Raw genomic sequence first — 24,485 nt, 5'->3', positions numbered from 1 at the left:
GTTGGGTGACGATGAAGGCCTCAACCCCGGAAACTCCGCTGCCGCCGGTCCCGTTTCGTCACCAGCATCTTTTACGTATTGCCGATCTCTCCCGTCGCGACATTGAAACCATCCTCGACACTGCGCGCGCGCTGAAAGAAATTTCGTTCCGCGAGATCAAAAAAGTCCCGACGTTGCGCGGCAAGACGATCATTAACTGCTTCTTCGAAACCAGCACGCGTACCAGCAGCTCGTTCGATATCGCGGCGAAACGGCTTTCCGCGGACACGGTCAATTTTTCGCCCAGCGCGTCCGCGCTGACTAAAGGCGAGTCGATCGTTGACACCGTGCGCACGTTGCACGCCATGCAGCCGGATGCCTTGATCATCCGTCATCGCGGGAGCGGCGTGCCGCAGCGCGTGGCCGCGTTGTTGCCGCAGTGTCACATCATTAACGCCGGCGACGGAATGCACGAACACCCCACGCAAGCGTTGCTCGACGCATTGACGATTCAAGAAGCGAAGGGCCGGATTCGCGGCCTCACGGTCGCGATCCTCGGCGACGTGGAGCATTCGCGCGTGGCGCGTTCCGACATCATTCTGTTGCGCAAGATGGGCGCAAAAGTCATTGCGGCCGGGCCGCGGACGTTGTTGCCGCCGCCGTTAGCGCAATGGGGCGTGACCGTCGCGGCCTCCGTCGAAGCGGCGATTCGCGCCGCGGACGTCGTGATGTGTCTGCGCATTCAACAAGAACGCTTGCACGGCTTCGCGTTGCCGAGCCTGCGCGAATATGCGCGCCACTATGGCGTGAGTGCGCGGCGCTTGGCGGGCGCGAAGCCGGACGTCGTGATCATGCATCCCGGACCGGTCAATCGCGGCGTCGAGATTGCGCCCGATGTCGCCGACGGCGCGCGCTCGCTGATCCTCGATCAAGTCGAAAACGGCATCGCGGTGCGGATGGCGGTGTTGTATTTACTATGCGCGACAAAAAACTCATGAACCTCTTTATCATAAATGGCCGAGTGATCGATCCGGCGCGCAAGGTGGACCAACGGATCAATTGCGTGATCCGTAACGGCGTGGTTGCGGAATGGACGACTGCGCGCCAAGCCCCGGCCGGCGCCACGGTGCTCGATGCGCGCGGTGCCGTGGTGACGCCCGGCTGGATCGACATCCATACCCATCTGCGCGACCCGGGCGAGGAATATAAAGAAGACATCGCCAGCGGCGCTGCGGCCGCCGCGGCTGGCGGCTTTACCAGCATCGTGTGCATGGCCAACACGAAGCCGGTCAACGATTGTGCGGCGGTCACGCGCTACATCCGCGAACGCGCCACGCACGCTGCCGTGCGCGTCTATCCGGTCGGGGCATTGTCGCGCGGTTTGGAAGGCCAAGCGTTGGCCGATATCGGCGACTTGAAGGCCGAAGGCGTCGTGGCCATTTCCGATGACGGCCGCAATGTCGACAACGCATTGCTGATGCGGCGCGCGCTCGAATATGCGCGCGACTTCGATCTCCCGATCTTGGTCCATGCCGAAGAGAGTTGCCTCTGCGCCGGCGGCGTGGCGCATGAAGGCGAAGTCGCCGCCCGCTTAGGTCTGCGCGGGCGTCCGGCAGCGGCCGAAGAAATCATCATCCGCCGCGATGCCGCGCTGGCCCGTTTAACTGGCGGCCGCGTCCACTTTCAACATCTGAGTAGCGCCGCAGGTCTCGCGGCCATTGTCGCGGCCAAGGAAGAACGTGTTCCAATCACGGCCGAGGCTACGCCGCATCATCTCTTCCTGACCGACGCCGTGTTGGAAGATTTCGATCCGGTCTTTCGTGTCAATCCGCCGCTCCGCACCGACAGTGACCGCGCGGTGTTGCGCCGGGCGTTGCGCGACGGCACGATCGACTGCATCGCCACCGACCATGCGCCGCACGATATCACGGTGAAAGGCGACGTTCCCATTGAAGAAGCAGCGCCCGGGACCGTGGGCCTGGAAACCGCGCTGCCCGTGTGTCTGCGCTTAGTCGAAGAGCGCGTCGTCTCGCTTGCGCGGCTCGTGGAACTCTTCACCGTCGGCCCGGCGCGGATCTTGGCGCTGCCCGCCGGGCGCTTAGGTATAGGCGACGCCGCCGATCTCACGATCTTCGACCCGCAACGTCCGACGACCATCCACGCCGCCGAGTTCCGCTCCAAGAGCCGCAATTCGGTCTTCGAAGGGTGGAAGCTGAAGGGAAAAGTCTTGTACACCATCGTGCAGGGGAACATCGTCTACTCATGAACGTCGATGCATGGTTAGTCTTGGCCGACGGCACGATCTTTCCGGGACGCTCCTTTGGCGCTGCGGCCGATGCTGCCGGAGAAGTCGTCTTTAATACTGCGCTGACCGGCTACCAAGAAATTCTCACCGACCCATCGTATCGTGGCCAACTCGTCACGATGACCTGCCCGCATATCGGCAATGTCGGCGTGAATGCGGACGACGTCGAGGCGTTGGTCCCGCAAGCGGGCGGTTTCATCGTGCGCGACTACTGTCCGTTCCCCAGTAATTGGCGCTCCACGCAACCGCTGCATCAGTACTTGCAGCGCCACGGCGTGGTCGCGATCGAAGGGATCGACACCCGCGCGTTGACGCGTCGCTTGCGGACCGCCGGCGCGATGCCGGGCATCATTTCCACTACCATTCACGACACGGCCGCGTTGGTCGCACTGGCCAAACGCTTGCCGTCGATGGCGGGGCAAGAGCTCGTCAGCGCGGTCACGTGCGCGAAGCCGTATCGCTGGAACGAACCGAGCTGGCGTATGACGGCGCGTCCGGCGCCCACTGCGGAGACGCCGCGTGTCGTCGTCTTCGACTGTGGCGCGAAACGGAATATCTTGCGGATGCTGGTCGATCGTGGCGTGGCGGTCGACGTCGTTCCGGCCACCACGAGCGCGGACGACGTGTTGGCGCGGCACCCGGCAGGCGTGTTGCTCTCCAACGGCCCCGGCGATCCGGCCGCAGTCGACGGCGTGGTCGCCACACTGCGCGCGCTGATCGGACGCGTGCCGCTGTTCGGCATCTGTCTCGGCCATCAGCTCGTTGCGCGCGCGCTCGGCGCAACAACATTTAAACTCAAATTCGGTCACCGCGGTGCCAATCAGCCGGTTCACGATCTGCGCAGCGGCCGCGTGTTGATCACCTCGCAGAACCACGGCTTCGCCGTCGATCCAGACACGCTCCCGGCCGACATCGAAGTCACGCAACTGAATCTGAACGACGGTACGGTCGAAGGGTTCCGTTCCACCCGCGATCCGCTCTTCGCCGTGCAATACCACCCCGAAGCCAGCCCCGGCCCCCACGACGCCGCCGGATTGTTTGAGGAGTTTGTGCAACTACTGAGTGCGTAATTTATTAAACATGCCAAAACGCACTGACATCTCGTCCATCCTCCTCATCGGCTCCGGGCCGATTGTGATCGGGCAGGCGTGTGAGTTCGATTACTCCGGCACGCAGGCCTGCAAGGCGCTGAAGGAAGAGGGCTACCGAGTCATCCTCGTCAATTCCAATCCCGCCACGATCATGACCGATCCGGAATTCGCCGATCGCACCTACATCGAACCGTTGACCGTGGAACACCTTGCCGCAATCATTGCCGCGGAACGCCCGGACGCGTTGCTCCCCACGATGGGCGGACAGACGGCGCTCAACTTGGCGCTCGCACTGCACGACGCCGGCGTATTGCAGCAGTACGGCGTGCGTCTGATCGGCGCCAACGTCGACGCGATCCGCAAAGCGGAAGATCGCTTGCTGTTTAAAGAAGCGATGGCGCGGATCGGCCTCGACGTCCCGGCGAGCGTCTACGTCAGCACGCCCGACGAAGGCCGGACCGCGCTGGAAACCATCGGCCTGCCCGCGATCATCCGCCCCGCGTTCACGCTCGGCGGCAGCGGCGGCAGCATTGCACATACGCTCGACGCATTCGAACGCGCCGTCGCCTTCGGTCTCGCGCAAAGCCCAGTGCATCGCGTGCTGCTCGAGACCTCCGTGCTCGGATGGAAAGAATACGAACTCGAAGTGGTCCGCGACACCGCCGACAACGTCGTTATCATTTGTTCGATTGAAAACTTCGACCCAATGGGCGTGCACACCGGCGACAGCATTACCGTCGCGCCCGCGCAGACCTTGACTGACAAAGAATATCAACGGATGCGCGACGCGGCGATCGCGATCATGCGCGAGATCGGCGTCGAGACCGGCGGTTCGAATGTCCAATTCGCCGTCAATCCGGTCGACGGCGCACTGGTCGTGGTCGAAATGAATCCGCGTGTGTCGCGTTCCTCCGCGCTGGCCTCGAAGGCGACCGGCTACCCGATCGCGAAGATCGCCGCGAAATTAGCGGTCGGCTATCGCCTGGACGAATTGCGCAACGACATCACGCGCGAGACCTCCGCCGCGTTCGAACCGGTCATCGATTACGTCGTCACCAAAATCCCGCGCTTTACCTTCGAAAAGTTCCCCACCACCGATGCGCTGTTAACCACCCAAATGAAATCGGTGGGCGAAGTGATGGCGATCGGCCGCACGTTTCCCGAATCGCTCCATAAAGCGATCCGTTCGTTGGAGCAGGGCTTCAGCGGTCTGATCCATCCGCACATCCGTGACGGCGAACGGTTGTTGCCGCAATTCGGAGAATTGTTGCGGAGTCCGCGCCCCGATCGCTTGTGGTGGATCGCGGAGGCATTGCGCTGCGGACTCGGCATCGACGAGATCGCCGCACACACGCAGGTCGATCCGTGGTTCCTCTATCAAATGCGCTTGCTGATCGAAATGGAAGAAAGTCTACGCGGGACCGGATTGCAGCCGGAGAGCCTGGCGCAGGCCAAACGACTCGGCTTCGCCGATTCCCAAATCGCCGAAATCTGCGGCGTGAGCGAAGCGGCAGTCCGTGCGGCGCGGGAACACGCGCAGCTCCAACCGACCTATCGCACCGTCGACACCTGCGCCGCCGAATTCGAGGCCTACACGCCGTATTTGTATTCCACCTACGACGGCGCAGGGGATGCACCAGCCACCAGCCACCAGTCACTAGTCACGGAATGCCCCCCCACTACGCGGCGCAAAGTCATCATCCTCGGCTCCGGCCCCAATCGCATCGGCCAAGGGATCGAATTCGACTATTGTTGTGTCCAAGCCGTGTTCGCGCTGCGCGCCGCAGGCGTCGAAGCGATCATGATCAACTGCAATCCGGAAACGGTGAGTACCGACTACGATACGGCCGACCGACTCTATTTCGAACCGCTCACCCCCGAAGACGCCTTAGCGATCATCCGGCGCGAGCAACCAGAAGGTGTGATTGTGCAATTCGGCGGACAAACACCGCTGAAGCTGGTGAAGCCGCTTGTTGCGGCGGGCGTGACCATCCTCGGCACCGCGCCGGAGGCGATCGAGTGCGCCGAAGATCGTGCCCAATTCAGCGCGTTGTTGCATCGACTCGGCCTGCTGCAGCCGCCCGCCGGCAGCGCGCGCACGTTGGCGCAGGCCGAAACCATCGCGGAGCGGCTCGGATTCCCCGTGCTCGTCCGTCCGTCGTTCGTGTTGGGCGGTCGCGCGATGCGGATCGTCACCGACGCGGCCACGCTGCGCACCTATTGGCACGAGGCGATCGCCGTTGCGCCGGAACATCCAGTCCTGATCGATCGCTACATCGAGAACGCCGTGGAAGTGGACGTCGATGCGCTGTGCGACGGCACCGATGTGACCATCGTCGGCATGATGGAACATATCGAAGAAGCGGGAGTCCACTCCGGCGACAGCTCGTGCGTCCTCCCGCCGTATTCATTAACGCCCGCCGTGATGGAACGGATCGCGGCGCAGACGCGCGCGTTGGCGTGCGCGCTCCACGTGGTCGGTTTGCTAAATATCCAATTCGCCGTGCAAGGGGAAACCGTCTACGTGTTGGAAGCGAATCCACGCGCCTCGCGCACCGTCCCGTTTGTCGCTAAAGTTGTCGGGCGGCCGATCGCGCAATATGCCACGCGCTTGATGTTGGGCGAACGGCTGTGCGACGTCTGCCCGGCGATGCCGCCGATTAGCCACTTCGGCGTCAAGTCGCCCGTGTTCCCGTTCCTCAAATTCCCCGGTGTCGATCCGCAACTCGGTCCCGAGATGCGCTCCACCGGTGAAGTGATGGGCATCGACGCGACCGTCGCCGGCGCTTTCCTGAAGGCCCAGACCGCAGCGGGGAATCGACTCCCGCGCGCCGGCACGGTCTTCGTGAGTGTGCGCGACGTCGACAAACCGGCCGCGCTGGACCTCGGCAAAGAGCTGCTCGCCGCAGGATTCCAAATCGTCGCGACCGGCGGCACCGCGCGTTACTGCGCGGAACGCGGATTAGCCGTTGGCACCGTGCGCAAAGTCGCGGAAGGCTCGCCCCACATTGTCGATGCCTTGCGGGAAGGGGAGATCGCGATGGTGATCAACACCACCGTCAACGTGCCGACCGTGCTCGCCGATTCCTTTTCCATCCGCCGCACCACGATCGAACTCGGGCTCCCATATTTCACCACGATTGCCGCCGCCCGCGCCGCCGTGACTGCACTGACCGCCACCGTTGATAATTCAATCCCCGCCGTGACGCCGTTGCAAGTGTGGCATCAATCAGGGGCTAGCGTCGCCCCCTCCAACGGCAAAGCCGTTGGAGCCTCCCCCTCAGCGCGCCTGTGGCGCTAGCCCCGCGGGTCGACGAAGCCCCGCCGCCCTAATCGCCCGCGCCGCACTGCGGAAGCGTGATCTCGTCGCCGTGTGATCTCGTTGGGCAATTCATTCCGGCGGCGCAGCAGAATGACAACCTTTCAAATGTCCACACGCCCTAGTGAAGATATTGTTGTCGCCAATTCATCATAATGTCGCGATTTGCATATTTGATAACCGATTCTGTTGGAAATATGGGTGCGTTGCAAATTGTGCGTTCCGAGATTGCCGTGCTCCATTGCGTTCTCCACAATCTGTACATTTGCTGAGGAGATTGGTTTGTCATCACCAAACAAAAAACGTATCCCGTAAAGGTACTCATTGCTCGCAGTCGGCAACTGGGGCTCTACTCCGGATTTGATAAGAATCATGCATTCCTCAAGATTGACTCCATATTTCAACTCGACCAAATTCGAGATTTTATCGCCGGCTATGCGGCAACCGACTTCTATAATAACCATTTTATCATCTTTCAGTTTGAATTCGACATGGAGGATTCCGTTATGCACGTCTGCCGCTCGTAGCACACCCCGGATGTTTTTTTGCAGCCGGTTTCTCAGAGGATCGGAAAGCGCTATTCCACAAATGTGGCCGATTTCATCAAAATATGGGAGTTGAGAAAGTAGCTTCTTGTTGAAATACATCGCCAATATTCGGGACTCAAAAACGATCACTTCAGCGCTATACTCATCGCCCTCAAAAAACTCCTCAAAGACGCACAATCCAGCAAACTCAAGTCCTGTTACTTTTGATGTTTTGTATTCAAAAATAGGCTTTGTATTGGCAGGGATTTCTTCAGGAGTCATATTCAGTGAAACAAACCATGAACCTGCCATGTCAGCTGGTTTTGTGATGATAGGGTATGAAGTGATTTTCCTAACAACCTCGTCGACCTCACTCATATTGCCGGCGACGCCAAGCAGAGCGGGTTGATCAACCCCCTCCCGTTGAAAAGCCATGCGCATGGTATATTTATTTCTCAAAACATCGGGACGGCCTTTCATGCAACGTATCAAGCCAAGTTGTGATGCAAGAAATTCCGTCGCCGCCACTGAAAATTCGCCTCCGGCAATGACAGCCTTGATTGCCAAGTTTCTGCATTGTTCAACCAATTCAAGAGGGGAATTGGTCAATTTCTCAATGTACATCACCGATGCTGAATTTAGAATATCGGCCGCCACTGTTTCGCCAACGAGAACAATCAGCACTGGGGAAAGAGACAATTTTTTTGCTGCAGCGACATAGCGCCGAATTGCATTTTCAGTAAGGGGGCAAACAATTAATATTTTTGGCATCATGGAGATCTCTTTTTAGGCGCCAACCGACGCAGGTGTTTTCTCCTGCGACTGCATCACTTCGGAAACCTTATATAGCCCAAATAGGGCAACCACTCCAAAAATAAACCACACCGACCATAAATAGCGCACGCCGATATGAGTGTAGCAGACCAAGCCAATGTACTGACCCAATCCCACACCGACCGCCGAAGTAAAAAATGTATATGCTGACACAGTGGCCGGAATCTTCCATTGGGATTCATTGCGGCGTATCAACTCCATCGCGTATGTTTGAAAAATGATTTCTGCCAGAGAATAGAGCAACGTGATGATAACCAGCCAAAACAAGGTCGTGCTAGTCAATGAGAACAGAGACAGTGCTAGCACCATCAGCGCAAGACCGAGAATCATTTTATGTGTTTGTTTCAGCGCAGTCTTGTTGAGAAAGAGCGCTACAGGCTCGGACAACACAATTAATAAAGCTGCGTTAATGGAAAAGAAAGTGCCGATCCATTCGACATGTCCCAACTCTTTCAGAAGGACTGGAATAAAACCAAAAGATTGTCCCAGGAGAACAAAAAACAAGATCGAAACGAAGATTGTGAAAACAGCGTTGCGGGATAACGAAAAGATTTTTTTCAGAGCTGGCGATTGTTTGAATTCAGTTTGTTGCAAAGATGCTTTACTTAAATCCTCTCTTATTATTGTTTGTGCCGAAGCGATGGCAATAGAGCCAACGAGAAAGAAAAGTGCGGATAACGCCAAGACGGAGAAGAAATTGACATCGCTATAAACATAGCTCCCAATAACCGGACCGATTGCAGATCCGATCCCAAAAAAACTGGAAGCACGGGCGAACAACCGGGAACAATCTGAATGGTGCAAATTTGTTATCGTGTGCATGACTCTTGTTAAGGTCGTGGCGGTCGCCATAAAAATCCTCAACAGCACTAAAGCGATGCAAAACAGCCAATAACCAAATTGGTCTCCGCGATATACGCTGACCGCCATTAGTGTTGCGGACCCGAACAAGCCGAACATGGCAAGACGCAGCCAGATATAGTAATTCAGAGTTGTAAAAAAAGTGGTTGCCACAAGTGCCGTGATGTTGCCGGCGACCAGTGCGATCACCAACACGGTGCTGAGATGAGCGTAACTGGTATGAAATGCGCCACTCCCTCCTATGACCAGCAGAGGATTGATCATAAATGATGCCGAGGAAACGATAAGCGTGTTCAGTAATAACCGAAGGCTCGTCGTGGAGAAATTCATAGTGTGTCCCATGCAAAAATACCGCGTCCGCTGTAGCTCAACATAAACCGGTCAACGCTGATCCGTCGTCTTTTCTCTCCCCATTTTGATGGATCGTATAGTGTAAAATACTTCTTTCCTTGAACATCGATCCCTCTAGTGACCAAGACAAGATGTCCGCCGCGTGGCCCATTTACGGGGAACATATATGAGACAGACGCAATGTACACTTTGCCGTCGTTCAGTGTTTTCAGGATATCATCGCGCGCTGCTGCAGCCGGTTGGGCTTGGATACCATACTCCTGTAACAGTACGGCCAGCTTGCAGTGAATCCACCCCTTTTCGCTGTACGCGTTGTGTCTCATGGCTTTGTGAAAGAGCTCGAAGATGGTAGGTCGCAATGCAGTGAAATATCTGATAATCATCGAGGCGCAAGCCAAACCACAGGACCGTTCCGACCAGTGTTGCAAAAAAACATCTGAGTAATTTGAAAGCTCACGAGCGCGAATGCTTTTATGCCAGTGCTGACTGATATATTTCACCGTCTGCTCTGATTTCATGTGTGGCGCCCTTTAAGAAAGCCGTCCGCAAAACGGAGAGCACTAATTCGGCATATGAGAACCCCACGCTTTGGAAGGCATTGGTGAAGTTACTGTTTGGTGCGACGCCGGGAATCGTATTGATTTCAAGTAAGTGTGGTTCTCCACTGTTGTCGATCATCAGGTCCACGCGCCCTAAAACGTCACATTCTGCAACGAGAAAAGCTTTTTGAGCGATATCGGCAACTTTTTTCAGGGTTATCTCATCAAGAGGCGCCGGCACAAAGTATTCAGGAGGTGCAGAATCGGCATGTGCTCCAAGTTTCACTTGTTCATCGTAATAACGTGTCCCTGATTTAACTTCCAAAGGGGGCAGCGTGATGAGCCCCGCAGCCATCTTGATGAGGCCGACTGTCACAAAGCGCCCGGCAATATATTGTTCAAAAAAATAGTGTGGCAGTTCATGGGGTGGAGTGTTTTGAATCCATTCTTGCAGTGTGCTCTCGTCCTCAAGAAAAGTAATGCCGATGCTGCTGCCTCCGGGGCGGAGCTTGGCCATAATGGGGAAATAAAGCCTTTTATTTATTTCGGCAACCAAGTCATTCATCGTACTCGAAGTCGGTATTTCCATAAACAACGGAGTATTTAAGTTGTCGCCTTTTACAGCATATTTGAATTTCAATTTGTCGCAGCAAAGAGCGCTACCAAAGACGCCGGGACCTATATAGGCAATGCCTTTGTAATCAAGCCATCCTTGTAAACGTCCATCTTCACCATATTCCCCATGCGCATAGATAAAAACGACATCGGATTGTGTGATCGCCCGATCCAATTCCGGATCGGTAGATTCTATCAGCGAATATCGTAACCCCAATTCCTTGAGCGTCTTTGCGATGGAGAGGATTCCGCGCCCTGCATCCGGCGACTCCTTTTTATATCGTAGGTTTTCTTGCGAATGCGTGCCCTCGACCAGAAGAATGCTCTTGTGTCGGACTTCTTTGAAAAAATTCCAAATGGCCGCTCGCTCTTCCAATACTGCCTGAGGAGATAGGCCAATATCGTTTCCCTTTTCCATTGTAACCTCCTGACAGAGTTTCTAGCGCTCTCTGTACAGCACCGTGAAAGCAAGACTGATGCCAACGGGTGTCCGAGGATAATCAGCCCGCACAATGCCGAGTTAGGCGTATTCACACCGTCTCGGGGGAAACGGGTCCGATTATTGGCACAACGGAAGTTCGGAATTTTGTACGTGCAGGGGGGCAAACCGGTCTGCTGATCACTGCTTGTTCCGCTGTCGCGCGCACTCACTCCACGCGCGGATATTGCGTCCCATCCTCCGCGGCGGCGTGCGTCACGCGACCTGCGGTGTCGAGTAGAAACGTCGTAGTCGTCCACGTGGTCCGATCCATGAATTGGTGCGCTGCCGTCGGGTACAATCGGAACGGCGGATAGTCGCCGACGCGGGCGCTGAGGACCGAGCCGTCGCGTTGCACGACGAATGGCCGCACCGCGTGTTCCTCCTGATATTGATACAGCCCAACGTAGCGATCCAGCGTTTCGTCCGGCACTGCCATGGTCGTTGACAGAACAAGAGGCGTTACGACTTCGCCGCGCAGCAGTTGTAGAATCCGGCGGCCTAACATCGTGATCAACGGCGACGCCGTGTTCGACAAGACCACGACCCCGCTCCCGCGTGCCGGTGCAAAACCCATGAATGCGGCAAAACCGCCGGTTTCGCCGTTCTGCCACCACTCCCCATGCGCGGTGCGATGCCAGCCGAGTCCGACGGCTTCGCCTTCGCACGCGAGCGTGAAGTTGGGCGATTGCGTCTCGGTGATGGCGCCTAAGCGCATCATAGCCGCTTCGTAACTTTGCTGCGTGACCTGCGCTAATGCCAGACCCAACAGGTCATATCCGAGATTGCTGTATGTGTAATGTTGGCCAGGAATTGTCGAGAGCGTGAGGCCGTTGAGCAATTGTTGCAATGCCGCGAGATCATACTCCCGATACGGATCGCCCCACGATTGCGGCGCTACATTGGTCGGCACGCGTGGTAGTCCGGCCGTATGCGTGGCGAGATGCCGCAGCGTGATGTCTCCTTGCTGATGCGAGGGGAGCGCCAGTCCCGACGGCAGAAATTGTTGCGCCGGCTGCTCCCACAGCATTTCGCGTCGTCCCGCAAGCAGCGTCACGGCCAACGCCGTATACGGCTTCGTCAACGACCCGATTTCAAACACCGTGTCCGCATCGATCGCGTCGCCCGGCCCGCGCCCGCTCGTCCCAACCGTGACCACGAACTCGCGCCCATCGTGCTGCACGCCGATCGCCATCCCCGTCACCAATTGTTGCGCCAGCAACGGGTCGACCAGTTGCCGGATCGCGGCGTTGAGATCCGGCGAACGCTGACACGCGGCCGCAGCCAGCCCGACCAACATCAACGTGAGCCAATAACCATAGCGCGACGCGAGCGTCATGTGCGCTCTCTAAACCACACCAACCATGGAAATGCGATCTGAAATGCCGCCGTGCAATAGGTCCCGATGATAGAAAGGCCATCAGATTGTGCGCGTGCCGCCCGCCCTGGGATGGCACTATTTACACCGTACTGCACAAATAATTGAATTTTTGTGCAGTACATGATACAAACTGCACATGCGAGAGATCGTGCTGGCCCATCGCCACGAGCGTGATGCCCTGATGAAAGCCCCATATATTGCCCGCGATGGCGTCAAGGTTGCACGCGCTGGTCTTCGCAACGACCTGATCAAGGTGATTATCGGCCCCCGCCGGGCCGGCAAATCGGTCTTTGCGTGGCAACTCCTTCGGGATGTGCCCAACGTCGCCTATCTCAATTTCGACGATGAGCGACTGCTCGGGCAGACCAACAACGATCATTTGTTGGCCGCGATCCATGACGTGTATGGCGACGCGTCGGTCTATTTTTTTGACGAGATCCAGAATCTGCCGAACTGGGAACTCTTCGTCAATCGTCTCCAACGGCGTGGAGTGCGCTTGGTCCTGACGGGTTCCAACTCGCGGCTCCTCAGTCGCGAACTCGCCACGCATCTGACCGGGCGCCATCAGTCCTTTCAGCTGCTGCCATTTTCGTTTGCCGAATATCTCCGGGCCCGCGCTGTGACCTACGATCCGGCCAGTGCCACGCCGGAAGTCGACGGCCAGATCCTGCGGCACTTGCGCGAGTATCTCCAGAACGGCGGCTTTCCGGAAGTGGTCGTCAAAGCGGTGGAGCGCCGCGGCTATCTCACGACGCTGTTCGAGAGTGTCTTGTTCAAAGATATCGTGAAGCGGTATCATGTGCGCTATGCGAAGAAATTAGCGGATCTTGGGACGTATCTGCTGACGAACCACGCCAATGAATTTACCGCCACGCGTTTGAAGCATTTGTGCGATTTTCGCAGTGTCCACACTGTGGAGAATTACCTCCTCTATTTGGCAGAGGCCTTTCTCCTTTTTCCAGTGGCGCGCTATGCCACTTCGCTGAAGACGATCCTCAAGAGTGCGCGGAAGATTTACGGCATCGATACGGGGCTGGTCGATGCCGTGAAATTCGCCGTGACACCGGATTTTGGCCGGTATCTGGAAAATGCCGTGGCCATCGAACTGTTGCGACGACAGCAGGATTTTTTTACCTTCAAGACGCGAGATGGGAAGGAAGTCGACTTCGTCGTGAAGGCGGCGTTGCGCCCGCGTGTGCTGATTCAGGTCGCGGCAACGGTCGACGACGACAAGACGCGGCAGCGAGAAGTCCGCGCGCTCCTGAAGGCTGGGGACGAAGTGGCGTGCAAAGACTTGCTCATTCTAACATGGCAACACGTCAGTGCAGAACGAGTCCGCAAGCAGACCATCCGCTATCGCCCGTTATGGCAGTGGTTGCTGGAGGACTAGCTGTTGCCGGTTCCCTGCCGCTTCCGCTGTGGTGCACGGGGCGCGGCAACGGTTTGTGTCCAGGCGTCCATCTTATTGGCCAACTCGGTGAGATATTGAAACTGTACGTTGGCGTTTTGTTGGGATCGTTCCAAGATGTCGGAAGGGGCCTCGCCCAGTCGTCGCGTCACGGCCATGAGTATTGTAATGACACTGCGCAACCGATGCGCCTCGCGATGCATCTCTGCGGGGAGTTCCGTCCGTGTCATGCCCCCTCCTTCGGTGCGCCAGGCGCCCTGCTCGGTTGCAGTGCGGTCATTGCTACCGCGCGCCATGCCTCTGCTATCGCTTCGGCGCGTTGACTGCTGGGCGCGCACTCCTGACATAGCCAAGCAGCGGGGCGCGGGGCAAGCGGGTTTTTCACAGCGGCGGAGATGTGAAATAAGACACTGTCCGGGTTGAGTCCCTGGTCGATTCTCTCTCGATGCAGAAGAGCGAATGCCTGTCGGCGTAGATCGACAGGGGGATTCCATCTTTAACAATACACTGTAGTATAGTGTATTGTATTGTCATGCATGGCCAATTCCAATTCATCCTCTGGCTCGCGTATTGGTATCTGCAAGCCGAGTCGTTCGAGTTTGAATGGGATCGTGGAAATGCCACGAAGAGTGTCACCAAACATGGTGTGACCACTGAGGCAATGGAATCTCTCGTCTCGTTGAAATGAGCGGTACCGTTGGGGCGGCAGATTGTTTCCACCGTGGATGAAGAGCGGTTTTGCCTCATTGGCCCATCCCACGCAGGTCGCATGCTGTCGGTCGTGTTTGCATTACGCGATGGGCGCGTCAGACTCATCAGTGCGCGGCTCGCAAGTCGTAAAGAAAAGAAAGCCTATGAAGAAATTCGCCAAGCGATCGAGACACTATGACCGGATTGCCTTCGATCCACAGGCGATCATTGCCGGCATGAGTCGGTTGAAAGGGAGTCGTCGCAAACCGACAAGTGTGGCACTCGAAGAAGAGTTGCTCGACGAACTCAAAGCCTTCGCCGACAAGCGTGGTGTGCCGTATCAAGTGCTCATGCGTTTGCTGATCGCAGACGGCTTGAAGCGACTGCAGGCGGCGTGAGTTGTTGCAGTGGCAACGGCTCTAGTTCGTGGAGACAAGACCGCTGGCGATGACATGAGTACAAGGGAATGGCCGCGTCTTTGTTTAGAGGTGACCCATCACGTGCCGAGCGGCGCAGTCCCGCTTGGTCGCTCCGGCGCGCTGATTGCTGGTGAGCGCACGCCCAGACAGAGCCAAGACTGGTGGCTGGGGTTGGAGCCGCATGGCCTGCTGCCAGCAGGCCATGCTGAAAGTCGCGAGCTCGCGATCAGCTTTAGTGTGGCACACTGAACATGAAACGCCGGGGTGTGCGTTGATCATTCCGAATGGGCATACGGTGCATGCCCGCGAAGGGTTTCCTGCGCGCTATGATGGCACTGATCGCTGGCTGTTGCGCATGATGATTCGAGTGCGCGGAAATCGCTCCATTTCCGCCATGACGGCGTGATCGCTTCGCTCGGCACCACGCGGCCAGATGGCGCGTAATGGAATGCTCGTAGTAAACAACGTATTGAATAAATATTTGTGCAGTACCCGCATGCAAACTGCATATCTCGCCCGTTATGGCAGTGGTTGTGGCGCGATGAGCTTCGGACTCGCTCCCAACCGCTTGCGCTGCGGCGTACGCGGTGCGGTGACGGTTTGGCTCCAGGTATCCATTTTATCGGCCAATGCGGTGAGATATTGGAATTGTACTTTGGCGTGCTGCTTGGCGCGCTCCAACGTGTCGGATGGTGCTTCGCCGAGGCGCCGCGTGGCGGCCATCAGCGTGGTAATGACACTGCGCAACCGATGTGCCTCGCGATGTATCTCTGCGGGGAGTTCCGTCCGCGTCATGCCGCCTCCTTCGGTGCGCCATGCGCCCTGCTCGGTTGCATGGCGGTCATTGCTACCGCGCGCCAGGCCTCTGCTATCGCTGCGGCGCGTTGACTGCTGGTGCGCGCCTCCTGACATAGCCAAGAAGCGGGGCGCGGGGCAAGCGGGTTTTTCACAGCGGCGGAGATGTGAGATCTTGTAGTGTCGTTGCACGTCTGCACGGGGGCACGGGCCGGGGGGCGCCCGGGTACGCTAGCGCGGCGTCATCGAGGTGCCACGCGCGCATCCTCGCCCCCGCCGGGACCACGTGTTGCAATCTGAATGCTCTACTATCGCCCGTCTCATTAATGCCGAAGCGCCTGCCCCGCTCCGCGGGTGACGTCGGCGGAAGGCCTCCAGCGTTACACTCCGTCCGCCTATGGCGGACTGCGCGGACCGGCAAAGCCGTTCCTTGCAGCCGCGCAGCGTCGGCAATGCCGGCTCTTACGGACCTGGAAGGTGTCAGCGAGCAGCGCGCAAGGGCGGCTTCGCTTGAGCGGAGCCATGGCCCGCGGTAGTTGGCGATCGCGGTGCGACGAAGAGGAGCACCGCGCCCCACTGGTGAACTGGAGGGACCCGCCTCCGCCACAGGCGGATCCGCCTTCGGCGGTGGCGGCAGGACCCGCCCCTGCGACTAGAAACGATGTGTGAGATGTGCCCCCAGAATCCCTTCCAATTCCGAACAGGGCTCGGGTATAGTGTTGGGAGCATCAATAGGGGAGTGGGGGAGATGCGCGGTCCCATTTTGCACGCCGGTCTGGTGGCCCTCGGCCGGTATCAATTAACGGAAGGCCTCGGGCACGGCGGCTTCGGCGAGGTGTGGGCCGCGCTCGACCACGCCACGCAGACGTCCGTCGCCATCAAATTCCTCTCCGCGATCACCGGTACGCCGAAGCAGATTGCCCAGTTCAAAGACGAATTTGCGATCCTCACCCGGCTCGCGCATCCGCATATCAATCGCGTGCTCGACTTCGGCCACGAACCGGACGTGGGGTACGCGTTGGTCGCGGAGCGGGTGTTTGGCCAATCGATGATGGACGCCACCGCGCATCAACCCTATCCGGTCATCGAAGCCTTGCTGGTCGAGGCGTTGCGGGCGTTGGCCTATCTCCACGCGCACGGCATCCATCACTTCGACATCAAACCGGCCAATTTGCTCGTCGCCCCGGACGCGCACGGCGTGCTCCATTTGAAAGTCATCGACTTCGGATTAGCCGCGTTGCGCCCAATCATGGAAAAGACGGGGACCCCGAGTTTCATGGCGCCGGAGTTGGTCTTGGCGGAACCGGCGGATGGCCGCGCCGATCTCTACGCGCTCGGGATCGCGTTCTCTATGTGTGTGACGCGCGCCAATCCGTTCCGCGGCCCACACCAAAAAGAGACGTGGGAACGACAACTCCGCCTGATTCCTCCGCCGCTCACCGAGCAAGCGCCCACTGCACCACAGTACATCAATGCGTTCGTCAAACGCCTGCTGGAAAAACGCCCGACCGATCGCTACGCCAGCGCCGCGCATGCACTGCGCGAACTGCAACTCTTGTCGCCGGCGGCGTATCCGGTCGAGGCGGAAGCGACGCGCGTTGCCTATGCCCCGGCCGGGGCGCTGGTGGTGGGGCAGGCGGCGGCCAAGGCGGCGGTGGCATCCGTGCTTCAACAGCCGGCTGGGGTGTGCTGTCTCACCGGCGGTGCCGCGATGGGCAAATCGACGGTACTCCGCTGGGCGCGCTACGAAGCGGCGCTGGCCGAGTGCCGCGTCCTCGCGTTGGCGGGGCCGGCCGACGGGGAATTGGCGTGGTGGGTGGAACAGGTCACGGCCTGTTTAGTCGGCGGCAACAGTCCCGTCGTGTTGCTAATCGATGACCTGGACGCCTGCCTCGCACCCTCCGCGGACCCGAGTCTCCGTCCGGTGTTGCGTGCGCTCTTCGAACTCGTGCTGGCCGGCGCATTGCCCCATGTGCGGGTCGTGGCGAGTGCCGTGCACTGTCCCCCGGAGCTGTCATCCGTGGCGCTGGTGTCCGCCCTGCAACCGTTCACTGAACTGGAACTCGCCGACTATCTCAGCGCCGTCGTGCCGCTCGATCCCGTCCCGCGCGCGGATTTGGCGCAACGCCTCATGCATCAAACGGGCGGTCATCCCGGCCTGGTGGCGCACGCTGTGCGGACGTTGCTCGCGCAAGGCTATTTAGTCGACGCGAGCGGGGCCTGGGGCGAGTCCCAGTTCGCCGACATCACGATCGACGTGGCGACATTGCCCGTCCCGGAGCGACTGCAGGACGAACGGCGCGCGACGTTGGAGAGCTTGCCGCCGCAGTGGCGCGACGCCGTGGCGTGGTTGGCGGCCTGGGGTGAACCGATCGACCTGACCGCGTTGCACGCGATAGCGGGCGACTCGCCCGCCGCGTGGCACGCGACGCTGCACGGCCTAGTCGGATTGCAACTCGTTCACGCCGATCCCACCACCGGCACGTATCACCTCGCCGATGTCGGCGTCCAGACCGCGATCCATGCCCTCATCCCCGCGGCAGCCCGTCGCGAACAACAGCGGATCATCGCCGAATATCTCCGCACCACCGGCGCCGCAGAATCGCTCGTCGATCGATACACCGCGCAGAGCGACGCCCCCGACTCGCACGCCGCATTGGTCCGCTGGGCGCTGGCAGAGCAACACCAAGGCCGCGCCGCCCGCGCGATCGCTGCGCTGCAAACGCGTCTCACCGATCCCGCGCTCCCGTCCGCACCGCGCGTCCCTCTCACGTTCACGCTCGCGCGCCTCTGCCTCCACGCCGACCGCTGCCCCGAAGGCCGCAGCGCGGTAGAGGCGTTACTCTCGTTTTTCCCCAGTCACCAGCCCCCAGCTACTAGCCAGTCCCCTCTCCCTGTTGGGGTTTGGTTTTGGGTGGGGGGCAGGACGAAGGAGAACGATGCCACTCCCCAGCCTAGAGCCACCAGCCACGAATTAGAAGCCCACGAATGGCTCGGCCGCCTCCATCTCCGCGAAGGCCACATCGCCGAAGCCGAGCACGCCTTCACCACCGCGCTGACCGCCTGCCGCGCGCAGCCACCGCTCCCCGACCCCGTCTGGGACCTGCGCCTGCGCAACGACTTGGCGTTGTGCGCATTGTATCGCCAAGACGTGAGCGCCGCCCGCACCTGTTTTGAACAGACCCTCCAAGCCGCTGCCGCGTTACCCCACCCAGCCCGCGCCCGCGTCACCAACAATGAATTGGGACAATGTCTCTTCCAACAACGCGAGTTCGCCGCCGCCCAAGCCCACTTTGAAGCGGAACTGGCCCAGTGGAATGCCGCGCCGCATGCAGACTGGCGACGGGCGCATCGGCTCTACTACTTGGGCGAGATTCATCGCGCATGCGAACGGTTCGCGCCCGCGCGCGCATGTTTGGAAACCGCGCTGGGCATTGCGAAAGAACTGCAAGACGTGCGGCTCCTCGCGACGACCTATAATGGCCTCGGCAATCTCTGGATGGACGCGGCGGATTATGCCGCTGCGCGGGTCGCGTACGAGCGCGGCCTCCCGTATTGTTATCGATTGGATGACGTTCCGCGCCTCGTGGGGATGTCCGTAAATGTCGCGCGCGTGCACTTGTTGGAAGGCGCCGTCGCGGCAGCGGCCAGTTTGTTGCGGAGCTTGCAAATTCAGGTGGAACGGGCCTCCGCGACGGAGGGGATTCAGGCCCAACGGTTTGCGGTGTATCACTTGCTCGGCGAGTGCCAGCGCCGCCAGGGCGACTGGGCCGGCGCAGCGCGGACGCTCGAACAGGTCTGGGACTGGGTCACCGCAGCGCCCGCCAGTGCCCCGTATCGCTTCAGCATCGCCACCACCCGCGCCGAAGTGGCACTGGACCAACGTGACCACCCGACCGCCCGCCACTGGCTGGACCGCGCCCGCCCCTACCGTCAAAATCCCCAAGAGCAGCAACTCTTCGCAGCACTCGAAGCCCATCTTTCCCCAGCCGCGCCCGCCGTTCCCACGTCAACTCGGTAACACCTCCGGCACTTTCAGCGGCTCGATGCCGTCGGCGAGCGTCCAGACGGGGTCGTCGGGGGTGTGGATTTGATTTTCGCCGGTTGCCAGGATCACGCGCTTCACGCCGGCGGATTTCAGATGCGTGATCACCTGTGCGATCTGCCAGGTGCTGCTGGGGATATTTTTGTCGACGAACGCGAAGTCGAAGTGGGCGTAGGCCGGTTGCGCCGCTTCGCACGCCTCCATCGACGGATAGATCGCCAATTGCCCAATCCCCAACCGCTGCTGCTCCGCCTCCCACGCGAACTGAATGCCGGTGTCGTCGTCGATCACCAGGACGTGCGCGCCTCCGCCGTTGGCGGATCCGCCTTCGGCGGAAGTGGCCGAGTCGTTCGTCGGCGGCGGCAGGGCGGGTACCGCCGCGGTCGGTGCTGGCGCGCCCGCCGCATGGCCTGCTGTCAGCAGGCCATGCTGAAAGTCGATAGACGAACCGGCGCTAGATTGCGGAGTTGGCGCGGGCGCGGGATTTGGAGACGCGGTCTCTGCTGCGACCGCCGCCGAAGGGGGATCCGCCGGTGGCGGCAGCGCGGCCACGGCGATTGGCACCAGCCCCGCCAGACCCTTGGGGATCAAGCGCACGCCGAGGGCGGCGCAACGTGCCTGGAGCGCGGGTTCGTCATAATGACTCGTGACCAAGATGGCGCGTGCGGCAAGGCCGAGCGTCTGAATCAGGTCCAGCCCATTACTCGGTTCGCCGATCAGTTCGTAGTCACAGAGCAGCAGCATCACATCCAGTGGTTGCGCTCGGCACCATGCCTGGGCCTCGGTGCCGGAGGAGAAGTGCTGTACTTGGATAGAGTGCTGCGCCAGCGCTAACGGCGCGAAGCGTTCGTCCCAGAGGTGATGAATCGACGCGTCGTCATCGACGACGACGATCCCACTGTGTGGCGCGATGACGACGCGCGGGACGAACCAGCCGGGCGCCTCGGCCGGCGGCAATGTCACGGTGACTGTCGTGCCGATCCCCACGGTCGAGGCCAACGCCAACGTGCCACCCCATGCCTCGACCGTTGTCCGCGCATGAAACAGCCCCAGCCCCGACCCCCCGGCCTTGCCGAACGTGGCCCCGCGCTGCATCAGCCGCGGCACCACGTCGGGCGCAATCCCGTGGCCCGTGTCCGCCACGACGATCTGCGAGGCGTCATCGGCCTGCCCCAATGTGACCGTCACCGTGCCCGTGCCATCCATTGCCTCGACCGCGTTGTTGATCACGTTCGAGAGCAGCCGCTTGCACTCGACCGGTTGCACGCGTGCGAAGAGCCCATACGCGGAGGCATCCAGCGTGCACTGGATCTCGATCCCTAACCGCGATCGAGATTGAATCCGCTTTTCCGAGATCAGCGGCTCGATCAAGCTGGAGAGGAGTTGCACCGACACCCCTTCCGGCTCCGGCGCCGTTCCCACGGTCGTCGCCGGTCCCTTCTTCCCCGCCAAGTCGTTGGCGATGTCCTCAATCCGCTGCACCGCATTCCGAATCATCACCCGTTTCTCTTCCCCCACCTCCGCCAAATGTCCCGCCACCACCCGCAACGCCGTCAACGGCGAGCGAATATCGTGCGCGACTTGGGCGGCCACATCTCCAATGATTGCGCGCTGAGACTGTGCGACCAATTCCTGATGGGCATGTGCGAGGGCATTTGCCAGTTGATTGACTTCAGAAAGTTTGTAGCCCGCTACATCCTGTAGCATCAGCTGTTTTGCTCTACTGGCGAGAAAGGCCAATGGTTTGACCAAATGCGTGTGAAGCTGCCACATGTAATAGATACCAAACACCAGAATTGAAATGAGCCATAATAGCAACACTGGTCTTTGTAGGGCGTAACTCCACGATGGGAGGGGCACGGGTGGTTGCTGTTTGAGTAAATATCCTATGGTGCGGGATCCAGAAAGCAGCTCCTGAATGACATTGATCTCATTCTGCTCTAGAAAATAACAGCTGGGGATGTTGCCGATATCGGATTCGATGCGTTGCTGATGCGTATGGCAACGATCAAGCAGAGCCATGCTTTCAGAATTTGGTTTGAGCAGCGTTACTCGCAGCAGTCTCTCTTCAATGCCAAGCTGTGTCAAAAGTTTTTGTTGTGCATTGAGTTCTCCGCGGAGGAGAATCGAAATGACATACGAGTAATACGCAGACGTGGAATTTGCCAAATTGGCGGCTTGTTTACCGATCAAGTCTGCACGATATGCAGCTCTATCTTTCGTAACGAGCATGATGCTGAGGGATATCATGATCAAGAGACTGACAGAAAATGTTTCGATGTAGTGGCGGGCGATCGTTTTGTGCCCTAGTTGTCGCTGATTATTCCTGGCCATAGCTCGATACCGCAGTTAAAGTGCGCACAGCAAGAAGCAGCGAAGCATGGGTGAGGTCGGTATCGCCATGAAACACTTGTTGTTCAATGCACTGGCGCAATCTGAGAACTGCACGACGTCCCATTTCACCGGGATCTTGTGTCACCGTCGCGTCAATATCGCCGGCAAGAATTGCGGATTGCGCTTCAAGAATACCATCATAACCAACAATAAGTGGGCGGAGCGCATATTTTTGAAAACTGGTTGCTGCGCCAAGGGCCATCAGATCGTTATAGGCGAACACGGCCTGAAATTGACCTAGCTGTACCCGCGACAATTGCTGAAGTGCTTCTATTGTATTCTGCGTACTCCATTGTCCTTCGATGATTTGTTCAATATGAATAGCCGGATATTTTCTGATGGCGGTAAGAAACCCCAGCTCTCGATCTTGACTGGTGAGTTGAGACATAATCCCACGGATCAATAACACCTTGCCCTGTCGCACGGTCTTGCCAACGTATTCCGCTGCCAATGCTCCTCAGCGCTGATTGTCTGTTCCGACGAATCCACAATAATGTTTCAACGTGTAATCATTGGGAAATGCCAACGGGTTATCAACAACGATGAATGGGATCCCACGCTGATCGAATTGTTGAAGCGTAAACAAGAGGTTCGCAGAATGACCAGGTTCAATGATGACCCCTTGGACTGCTGGCTTGCTACCGGTGATTTGCAATTGTCGTATCTGAAATGCGTAATCGTCCTCTGTGGGAGTCGGCTGAATATCCAGAGCAATCTGTTGCCCAAGGGCCTCGGCCTTGACGCCCGCCACGAGCGATGCGTGAAAATCATTACTTAACGTGCGTGGCAATACGAGGAATGTCATCTGTTGGGTCTGCGCTTTGTGCTGACATCCCAAAAGCATGAAGCACCCTACGATGGTACGTAGTAAGTGCATGCACAATAATCGAAGATGGCGACAGAACATAAGTGTGCATTCTATGGGACCAACACGTGCAGTGCCTGTAACACTGCGGCCCGCTGAAACTCCGCTGAGTGTTGCTCCGATTGTACATCCAAAGAGCCCAAATGTTGCACGCGTGGAATCACCAGCGTCCCTTGTGGGGTCATGGCATGCTCTAGGTGATGCAGAATCTGCGCGACGGGTAGTGAGAATGGTAATGTTGTGGGCAAACCTACTTGTTGTAGTAAGGCTTTGACCCGTATCAACACGGCGGCAGCCGGCCCATGAAAAAATGCAAGCTCCCCGAGCAATCCGAGGGAGACGGCTTCACCATGCGGCATGGTGAAGTCTGTGGCAGACTCGACGGCGTGTGCAATGACATGGCCATACAATAATGTGTCTTGGGTCTGTTGCCCAAAAGGATCTGATGCCATTAGTGCATCTTTGAGTTGCGCGGTGCGGAGTGCAAAGTCAAATAATGGCTCATCTTGTAGGACAGTGCCAGCTGCTGCATGACTTTCTAATGCTTCAAACAGCTGTTGGTCCTGGGCAACGCCGTGTTTGATGGTTTCGGCTAGGCCATTGCGACGTTCTCCTGGTGATAGTGTTGTCAGAAAGTCAGGGTCCAAGACAACGGCCAAGGGGTCAGCATAGAGCTGTAAGCGATTTTTATGTGTACCAACATTCACCATGTGAAGACTTCCGATCGCGACATCGGCAATTGCTGTGAAATTGGTCGGAATCACCACTTGCTCCATGCCATGCCACATCGTAGCTACAAACCCAGCCGCATTACACAATGTGCCACCACCGATCACTAGCATCAGGCTTTTTCCGCCGACATAATGACTGGAAACCTGCTGTGTCAGTTCAGCGATCTTGTCGATTGTTTTCAGTCGTTCGCCCGCATTGAGCGGAATGAGAATGGGGGCCATTGGCAACGCCGTTGTGACGCGATCAAGAAAACGAGTGATTCCAGGTACGGCTTGGTCATAACAGGCAATAACAGTCTGAAAAGGATGACGCGCAGAGGCTTCGTGGAATACCTGTCGATAGTCTGGAGCAACATGTGCAGGAAATTTTCTCCACTGGCGGATGCCATGAAAGGTCAGGGTCTGGCCGCGAGAGACCCCTGAAAAGGGAAAGGTGGTAACTGCCATAGTATGACCTCTTTTCTCTTGCACGAGGCAATCACGGCACCAATACCGCATTGCGCAGACTCATTTGCATCCGTTCTATAACTCACGCTACGTATCAGTGACGATTGCACGCCCCATGCCAACAATGGCGCGATTGTATCTGCTTGATTTTCCAAGCAGCGACATCGCATACGCGTACTGAAGGTGTTCCGCTTTCCGGATTGTGGGATGCTATTTTCTGCACCGTCGGGCTCCATCTGCCTCCTCTAATAATTCAAACACGCGGTGGGATGGTGGGCCCAGGTGGCGAGGCAGTCTCCGCCGCAGGCGGACCCGCCTTCGGCGGGGGCGCTTTTTCTGGGCCGATGGGGGCGGGGGTGAGGGTGAAGAGGGTGCCAAGGGTGAAGCGGTCGCGCAGCGGCAACCGTGCGG

General features: G+C 58.5%; 22 protein-coding genes. 11 read left to right on the top strand and 11 right to left on the bottom strand.

Going from position 1 to position 24,485, the window contains the following annotated elements; genetic code table 11:
• Positions 1–11: 11 nt before the first annotated feature.
• The 4 genes from HY696_03270 to carB are packed head-to-tail and all read left to right on the top strand — an operon-like array spanning position 12 to position 6,676.
• Positions 12–977, top strand: coding sequence for an aspartate carbamoyltransferase catalytic subunit (locus HY696_03270; protein MBI4237425.1), 966 nt, complete (start codon positions 12–14; stop codon positions 975–977).
• Positions 974–2,245, top strand: a complete 1,272-nt coding sequence (locus tag HY696_03265; GenBank protein ID MBI4237424.1) for a dihydroorotase — start codon at positions 974–976, stop codon at positions 2,243–2,245. The genes HY696_03270 and HY696_03265 overlap by 4 nt, the downstream gene beginning before the upstream one ends.
• Positions 2,242–3,354 carry a glutamine-hydrolyzing carbamoyl-phosphate synthase small subunit gene (gene carA / locus HY696_03260; GenBank protein ID MBI4237423.1) on the top strand — a complete coding sequence of 371 codons (1,113 nt, stop codon included), beginning with the start codon at positions 2,242–2,244 and terminating at the stop codon, positions 3,352–3,354. The genes HY696_03265 and carA overlap by 4 nt, the downstream gene beginning before the upstream one ends.
• A gap of 10 nt (positions 3,355–3,364) precedes the next feature.
• A complete protein-coding gene (gene carB / locus HY696_03255) occupies positions 3,365–6,676 on the top strand; it encodes a carbamoyl-phosphate synthase large subunit (GenBank protein MBI4237422.1) in 3,312 nt (1,103 codons plus the stop codon).
• A gap of 122 nt (positions 6,677–6,798) precedes the next feature.
• On the opposite strand, the gene HY696_03250 is transcribed toward carB, so the two are convergent.
• The 5 genes from HY696_03250 to HY696_03230 all read right to left on the bottom strand — a co-directional run bounded on the left by HY696_03250 (position 6,799) and on the right by HY696_03230 (position 12,238).
• Positions 6,799–7,995 (bottom strand): ATP-grasp domain-containing protein, encoded by a 1,197-nt coding sequence (locus tag HY696_03250; protein MBI4237421.1) that lies wholly within the window; start codon positions 7,993–7,995, stop codon positions 6,799–6,801.
• Positions 7,996–8,007: 12 nt separating this feature from the next.
• On the bottom strand, positions 8,008–9,246 hold the full coding sequence (locus HY696_03245; GenBank protein ID MBI4237420.1) for an MFS transporter: 1,239 nt from the start codon (positions 9,244–9,246) through the stop codon (positions 8,008–8,010).
• Entirely contained in the window at positions 9,243–9,785 is a 543-nt protein-coding gene (locus tag HY696_03240) for a C39 family peptidase (GenBank protein ID MBI4237419.1), read from the bottom strand. The genes HY696_03245 and HY696_03240 overlap by 4 nt, the downstream gene beginning before the upstream one ends.
• Positions 9,739–10,839 carry a hypothetical protein gene (locus tag HY696_03235; protein ID MBI4237418.1) on the bottom strand — a complete coding sequence of 367 codons (1,101 nt, stop codon included), beginning with the start codon at positions 10,837–10,839 and terminating at the stop codon, positions 9,739–9,741. Before HY696_03235 ends, HY696_03240 begins: the two co-directional genes overlap by 47 nt.
• A gap of 229 nt (positions 10,840–11,068) precedes the next feature.
• Positions 11,069–12,238, bottom strand: coding sequence for a beta-lactamase family protein (locus tag HY696_03230; GenBank protein ID MBI4237417.1), 1,170 nt, complete (start codon positions 12,236–12,238; stop codon positions 11,069–11,071).
• Positions 12,239–12,416: 178 nt separating this feature from the next.
• Between HY696_03230 and HY696_03225 the strand changes: the two genes are divergently transcribed.
• The gene (locus HY696_03225) at positions 12,417–13,670 is read left to right on the top strand and encodes an ATP-binding protein (protein MBI4237416.1); all 1,254 of its coding nucleotides are present in this window, start codon (positions 12,417–12,419) and stop codon (positions 13,668–13,670) included.
• Here HY696_03225 and HY696_03220 read toward each other — a convergent pair.
• Entirely contained in the window at positions 13,667–13,918 is a 252-nt protein-coding gene (locus HY696_03220) for a hypothetical protein (protein MBI4237415.1), read from the bottom strand. The two genes, HY696_03225 and HY696_03220, sit on opposite strands and share 4 nt — an antisense overlap.
• A gap of 302 nt (positions 13,919–14,220) precedes the next feature.
• Between HY696_03220 and HY696_03215 the strand changes: the two genes are divergently transcribed.
• The 4 genes from HY696_03215 to HY696_03200 all read left to right on the top strand — a co-directional run bounded on the left by HY696_03215 (position 14,221) and on the right by HY696_03200 (position 15,203).
• Entirely contained in the window at positions 14,221–14,376 is a 156-nt protein-coding gene (locus HY696_03215; GenBank protein MBI4237414.1) for a hypothetical protein, read from the top strand.
• Between the two features lie 9 nt (positions 14,377–14,385).
• Positions 14,386–14,577, top strand: a complete 192-nt coding sequence (locus tag HY696_03210; GenBank protein ID MBI4237413.1) for a BrnT family toxin — start codon at positions 14,386–14,388, stop codon at positions 14,575–14,577.
• A complete protein-coding gene (locus tag HY696_03205) occupies positions 14,543–14,776 on the top strand; it encodes a hypothetical protein (protein ID MBI4237412.1) in 234 nt (77 codons plus the stop codon). Before HY696_03210 ends, HY696_03205 begins: the two co-directional genes overlap by 35 nt.
• 256 nt (positions 14,777–15,032) lie before the next feature.
• The gene (locus HY696_03200) at positions 15,033–15,203 is read left to right on the top strand and encodes a hypothetical protein (GenBank protein ID MBI4237411.1); all 171 of its coding nucleotides are present in this window, start codon (positions 15,033–15,035) and stop codon (positions 15,201–15,203) included.
• 113 nt (positions 15,204–15,316) lie between these two features.
• Here HY696_03200 and HY696_03195 read toward each other — a convergent pair whose 3' ends face one another.
• Positions 15,317–15,592 (bottom strand): hypothetical protein, encoded by a 276-nt coding sequence (locus HY696_03195; protein MBI4237410.1) that lies wholly within the window; start codon positions 15,590–15,592, stop codon positions 15,317–15,319.
• A 748-nt stretch (positions 15,593–16,340) separates the two neighbouring features.
• On the opposite strand from HY696_03195, the gene HY696_03190 reads away from it, so the two are divergent.
• Positions 16,341–19,613, top strand: coding sequence for a protein kinase (locus HY696_03190; GenBank protein MBI4237409.1), 3,273 nt, complete (start codon positions 16,341–16,343; stop codon positions 19,611–19,613).
• Here HY696_03190 and HY696_03185 read toward each other — a convergent pair.
• Positions 19,602–21,410 (bottom strand): hybrid sensor histidine kinase/response regulator, encoded by a 1,809-nt coding sequence (locus HY696_03185; GenBank protein ID MBI4237408.1) that lies wholly within the window; start codon positions 21,408–21,410, stop codon positions 19,602–19,604. The genes HY696_03190 and HY696_03185 overlap by 12 nt on opposite strands.
• Positions 21,411–21,635: 225 nt before the next feature.
• Between HY696_03185 and HY696_03180 the strand changes: the two genes are divergently transcribed.
• Positions 21,636–21,947 carry a hypothetical protein gene (locus tag HY696_03180; GenBank protein ID MBI4237407.1) on the top strand — a complete coding sequence of 104 codons (312 nt, stop codon included), beginning with the start codon at positions 21,636–21,638 and terminating at the stop codon, positions 21,945–21,947.
• Between the two features lie 10 nt (positions 21,948–21,957).
• Here HY696_03180 and HY696_03175 read toward each other — a convergent pair whose 3' ends face one another.
• The 3 genes from HY696_03175 to HY696_03165 form a co-directional block, all read right to left on the bottom strand.
• The gene (locus HY696_03175; protein ID MBI4237406.1) at positions 21,958–22,482 is read right to left on the bottom strand and encodes a substrate-binding domain-containing protein; all 525 of its coding nucleotides are present in this window, start codon (positions 22,480–22,482) and stop codon (positions 21,958–21,960) included.
• Between the two features lie 6 nt (positions 22,483–22,488).
• Entirely contained in the window at positions 22,489–22,836 is a 348-nt protein-coding gene (locus HY696_03170) for a hypothetical protein (GenBank protein MBI4237405.1), read from the bottom strand.
• A gap of 113 nt (positions 22,837–22,949) precedes the next feature.
• Positions 22,950–24,074, bottom strand: coding sequence for a hypothetical protein (locus HY696_03165; GenBank protein ID MBI4237404.1), 1,125 nt, complete (start codon positions 24,072–24,074; stop codon positions 22,950–22,952).
• Between the last annotated feature and the right edge of the window lie 411 nt (positions 24,075–24,485).

The sequence above is a fragment of the Deltaproteobacteria bacterium genome, from assembly GCA_016210045.1.
GTDB lineage: Bacteria > UBA10199 > UBA10199.
The sequence above is the reverse complement of the archived record's forward strand: the minus strand, read 5'-3'. Positions and strand labels throughout refer to the sequence as shown.

Bases quoted from the DNA above. Each gene is read 5' to 3' on its own strand.
- HY696_03185 (MBI4237408.1), bottom strand. From the start codon at position 21,410: ATGTGGCAGCTTCACACGCATTTGGTCAAACCATTGGCCTTTCTCGCC.
- HY696_03250 (MBI4237421.1), bottom strand. From the start codon at position 7,995: ATGATGCCAAAAATATTAATTGTTTGCCCCCTTACTGAAAATGCAATT.
- HY696_03235 (MBI4237418.1), bottom strand. From the start codon at position 10,839: ATGGAAAAGGGAAACGATATTGGCCTATCTCCTCAGGCAGTATTGGAA.
- HY696_03165 (MBI4237404.1), bottom strand. From the start codon at position 24,074: ATGGCAGTTACCACCTTTCCCTTTTCAGGGGTCTCTCGCGGCCAGACC.
- HY696_03245 (MBI4237420.1), bottom strand. From the start codon at position 9,246: ATGAATTTCTCCACGACGAGCCTTCGGTTATTACTGAACACGCTTATC.
- HY696_03190 (MBI4237409.1), top strand. From the start codon at position 16,341: ATGCGCGGTCCCATTTTGCACGCCGGTCTGGTGGCCCTCGGCCGGTAT.
- HY696_03215 (MBI4237414.1), top strand. From the start codon at position 14,221: ATGCATGGCCAATTCCAATTCATCCTCTGGCTCGCGTATTGGTATCTG.
- HY696_03195 (MBI4237410.1), bottom strand. From the start codon at position 15,592: ATGACGCGGACGGAACTCCCCGCAGAGATACATCGCGAGGCACATCGG.
- HY696_03205 (MBI4237412.1), top strand. From the start codon at position 14,543: ATGAAGAAATTCGCCAAGCGATCGAGACACTATGACCGGATTGCCTTC.
- HY696_03270 (MBI4237425.1), top strand. From the start codon at position 12: ATGAAGGCCTCAACCCCGGAAACTCCGCTGCCGCCGGTCCCGTTTCGT.
- HY696_03180 (MBI4237407.1), top strand. From the start codon at position 21,636: ATGGCAACGATCAAGCAGAGCCATGCTTTCAGAATTTGGTTTGAGCAG.
- HY696_03170 (MBI4237405.1), bottom strand. From the start codon at position 22,836: ATGACATTCCTCGTATTGCCACGCACGTTAAGTAATGATTTTCACGCA.
- HY696_03265 (MBI4237424.1), top strand. From the start codon at position 974: ATGAACCTCTTTATCATAAATGGCCGAGTGATCGATCCGGCGCGCAAG.
- carA (MBI4237423.1), top strand. From the start codon at position 2,242: ATGAACGTCGATGCATGGTTAGTCTTGGCCGACGGCACGATCTTTCCG.
- HY696_03220 (MBI4237415.1), bottom strand. From the start codon at position 13,918: ATGACACGGACGGAACTCCCCGCAGAGATGCATCGCGAGGCGCATCGG.
- HY696_03225 (MBI4237416.1), top strand. From the start codon at position 12,417: ATGCGAGAGATCGTGCTGGCCCATCGCCACGAGCGTGATGCCCTGATG.
- HY696_03240 (MBI4237419.1), bottom strand. From the start codon at position 9,785: ATGAAATCAGAGCAGACGGTGAAATATATCAGTCAGCACTGGCATAAA.
- HY696_03230 (MBI4237417.1), bottom strand. From the start codon at position 12,238: ATGACGCTCGCGTCGCGCTATGGTTATTGGCTCACGTTGATGTTGGTC.
- carB (MBI4237422.1), top strand. From the start codon at position 3,365: ATGCCAAAACGCACTGACATCTCGTCCATCCTCCTCATCGGCTCCGGG.